Annotated in this window: 4 protein-coding genes; 1 reads left to right on the top strand and 3 read right to left on the bottom strand. The window is 72.4% G+C overall.

Going from position 1 to position 3,478, the window contains the following annotated elements:
- Nucleotides 1-165 (top strand): inorganic phosphate transporter (locus tag CCL05_RS07700; RefSeq protein ID WP_143589828.1); only part of this gene is annotated, 165 nt, incomplete at its 5' end.
- A gap of 142 nt (nucleotides 166-307) precedes the next feature.
- Here CCL05_RS07700 and CCL05_RS07695 read toward each other — a convergent pair.
- The 3 genes from CCL05_RS07695 to CCL05_RS07685 form a co-directional block, all read right to left on the bottom strand.
- Entirely contained in the window at nucleotides 308-1,708 is a 1,401-nt protein-coding gene (locus CCL05_RS07695) for a resuscitation-promoting factor (protein ID WP_086559731.1), read from the bottom strand.
- A 130-nt stretch (nucleotides 1,709-1,838) separates the two neighbouring features.
- Nucleotides 1,839-2,720 carry a TatD family hydrolase gene (locus CCL05_RS07690; protein WP_086559730.1) on the bottom strand — a complete coding sequence of 294 codons (882 nt, stop codon included), beginning with the start codon at nucleotides 2,718-2,720 and terminating at the stop codon, nucleotides 1,839-1,841.
- Between the two features lie 79 nt (nucleotides 2,721-2,799).
- The gene (locus CCL05_RS07685) at nucleotides 2,800-3,228 is read right to left on the bottom strand and encodes a hypothetical protein (RefSeq protein WP_086559729.1); all 429 of its coding nucleotides are present in this window, start codon (nucleotides 3,226-3,228) and stop codon (nucleotides 2,800-2,802) included.
- Between the last annotated feature and the right edge of the window lie 250 nt (nucleotides 3,229-3,478).

The following is a 3,478-nucleotide window of genomic DNA, read 5'->3' as shown; positions in this document are numbered from 1 at the left end:
CATGTCATCACCTCGGCGATCATGGGGGTCGGGGCGACGAAGCGGGTGAACGCCGTGCGGTGGGGTGTCGCCAAGAACATCATCCTGGGGTGGTTCATCACGATGCCGGCTGCGGCGATCGTGGCCGCGGCTTCGTACGGGATCGTGAGTCTGGCGTTTCTGTAGGTGCTGCTCGGCGTCCGTGCTGGGGGCGGGGCGTTGCGCAACCCGGCGGAGCGGGGTGCCGCTGCGCCCACCCGTGCCGCCCTGGGGGTACCTCCCAGGCCCTTAAGGCACTGGGGGAGGCACGCATGCCCGCGGTTCACGCCTAGCCGTGCAAGCGGCCTCCGCAGTGGGGCCATGGGCTTGCCCCCCGCCGGACATACAGCTTCTTCGCTCGGTACGTCTGTTCCGCCGCCGGGGCGTCCTGGGGGCGGCCCTTGCCGCCGAGGGACTGCCAGGTGTGCGTGTCGAACTGGTACAGGCCGCCGTAGGTGCCCGACGAGTCGACCGCGTCGGGGCGGCCGCCGGACTCGCAGGCCGCGAGGCCCTGCCAGTCGAGGTGGTCGGCGCCCTGCACGGACTCCGGGAGCGGCTTGGTGCCGACCTTCACCAGCTGCGGGAGCGGTTCGCGCACCACCTCGGACCTGATCCGGCGCGGCTTCTGCCTGACCCCGTTGACGGTGCGCAGGGAGTAGGTGATCCGGCGCAGACCGGGCCGGCCCGCCTCCTCGACGACCTCCGTGCCGCGGAACAGGGCCGGGTCGTCGGCCCGCCGCACCTGGAACGGGATCGCCTCCTCGCGGACCTCCCTGCCGCCGGTGATCCGCAGCACCGTGACGGTCTGCCCGTCGCGCGGGAAGCTCCCCTGCGGGACCGACGTGGTGTCCTGGCCGCGCAGGGTGATCCCGGCCTCCTCGACGACCTCCCGCACGGTCGCCGCGTTGGTGCGGACGGTGCGGGCCCGGCCGTCCGCCATGATCGTGACCGTGCGCTCGGTCCGCACGTCCAGCGCGAGCCCTTCCCGCCCGATACGCCGGGCGCGCGAGGTGGACACGTACGCGCCCTCCTGTCGTACCCCCAGCTGCCGCAGCGCCCCCTCCACGGTGTGCGCCGTCGTCCACACCTGGCTCCGCCGGCCGTCGAGGGTGAGCCGCACGGGGCGGCCGTAGTGCACGGCGACCTGGTCGCCGCTGGTGATCTCCGTGCCGGGGCGGGGCGCCACCACGTCGTGGGCGCCGATGTCGACGCCCTCCTCCGCCAGCAGCTCGGTGACGTCGTCGGCGAAGGTGTGCAGCGTGCGCGCCTTGCCGTCGACGTTCAGCTCGATCGCCTTGTCCTTGGCGACGAACGCGGTGGTGCCGCCGGCCAGGAAGGCGACGACGAGGGCCTGCGGGAGCAGCCGCCGCATGGAGCCGTCGCCCGGCCGCTCGGCGTACCGCGTCTTGCGCCGGCGCGCGGACCGCCGGTGCGAGCCGGTGCGCGCGGCGGCACGGGCTTCGGCGCGCGCTTCCGCGCGCGAGGTGCGCGGGGGCGGCACCTCGTAGGCGGGCCGGTAGGTGTCCTGGTACCCGAGCGTTCCAGCGCGCTGCCGATCGCCGGGCGGCGCGTCGAAACCGCCGTACAGCGGGTCCGCGCAGGCCGGGCCGTACGTCTCGTAGGCCGTGTGCGCCTCGTAAGTGTCGTACGTCTTGTACGTCTCGTAGGTCTCGTACCGCGAGTTGCTCACGCCGACACGCTCCAGGGGCCGGAGGGGGTCCAGAGGGGTCCGGATCGGGCCCCCAGAACCTAGCGGAGCGGTCGTCACTCTCCAAAGCGACGCGACTACGCACAGTCGTGCGGTCAAGCGGGCGGGAAGGTCAGTAGCCGAACGCGCGCGCCGTGTTCTCCGCGAGAGCCGCCGCCAGCGTGTCCTCGTCGATGCCGCGCACCTCGGCCATGGCCCGCACCGTGATCGGCACGAGGTAGGGGGCGTTGGGCCGCCCGCGGTACGGCACCGGCGTGAGGAAGGGCGCGTCCGTCTCCACGAGCAGCAGCTCCGGCGGGGCCACCGCCACCGCGTCCCGCAGGTTCTGGGCGTTCTTGAAGGTGACATTGCCGGCGAAGGACATGAAGTAGCCGGCGCTCGCGCAGATCTCCGCCATCTCGGCGTCGCCGGAGTAGCAGTGGAAGACGGTCCGCTCGGGGGCGCCCTCCTCCTTCAGCACGCGCAGGACGTCGGCGTGGGCCTCGCGGTCGTGGATGACCAGGGCCTTGCCGTGCCGCTTGGCGATCTCGATGTGGGCGCGGAAGGACCGCTCCTGCGCCTCCTTGCCCTCGGGCCCGGTGCGGAAGTAGTCGAGGCCCGTCTCACCGACGCCCTTGACCTGTTCCAGCGCGGCCAGCCGGTCGATCTCGGCGAGCGCCTCGTCCAGGGCGGCCTCGCCTCCGGGTTCGCGCGCGCCCTGCCGCGACCAGCCGTCGGGGTCTCCGTGGACGATCCGGGGCGCCTCGTTCGGATGCAGGGCGACCGTCGCGTGGACGGCGTCGTACGTGGCCGCCGTCTCGGCCGCCCAGCGGGATCCCTTGAGGTCGCAGCCGACCTGCACGACGGTCGTCACTCCGACGGACGCCGCCTTCGCCAGCGCCTCCTCGACCGTGCCGGACTGCATGTCCAGGTGGGTGTGGGAGTCGGCGACCGGCACCCGGAGGGGTTCCGGGAGCGGGGGCGCGGCGTGCTTGCCGGAGTCGTTCGAAGGCATGCCCCGATCCTACGGAAGGACGACGCCCTCCCCGGCGGGGGAGGAGCGGGGAGGGCGTCGACAAGGGGAGCCGGACGGGTCAGCTCGCCTTGCGCTGGAAGGGGTGCAGCAGGTCGGACAGATGCCAGTGGTGGTCCTCGCGCTGTTCCTGCTCGCCCGTGCCCTCGGCCTCGGCGTCCGCCGCCGGGGCCTGCACGGGGCCGGCCTGCGGCGGTACGCGGTGGGGCCGGTGCGCCGCGTTGCGCGCCGACTCGACCCGCCCGGGCCGCATGATCCGCACGACGTGTCCGTCGCAGTTCTGGCACGTGGGCTTGCTCAACGGGGAGGGCACGACCTCGCCGTCCGCCACGTAGAGGACGAACTCGTGCCCGGCGGCGTCCGTGTGGTGCTCTATCTCGTACGACTGCTCCCAGCCGTATCCGCAGCGCATGCAGGCGAAGGAGTACGACTCGTTGACGACGGCACTCGCACCGGCGCGGAGCCCGGTCTGCCCTGTGATCTCACTCATGCCAGCTCCTGTTCCGCTGTGGCGTGAGGACGATTCCGCCCCCGCGACCCAGTGGACTCCTCAGCCGGACCGATGGCAGCAGACCTGTCGACTAATTGGCCCCGATTTGAGCGTCCCTTGCCTCACAGGCAGATCACCTTTGCCCACCCATGGGGCGCCCGCTCATCCGACATGCGCCCTGCTCAGAGGGTAGTTAGTCGCCCTTCAGGGGCGCGAGGAACTGCGCGATCAACCACACACCACCCGCACC

It is taken from the genome of Streptomyces africanus (assembly GCF_002150735.1).
Lineage (GTDB): Bacteria > Actinomycetota > Actinomycetes > Streptomycetales > Streptomycetaceae > Streptomyces > Streptomyces africanus.
Note: the sequence above shows the minus strand (reverse complement) of the source record. Positions and strands in the feature narration are given on the sequence as shown.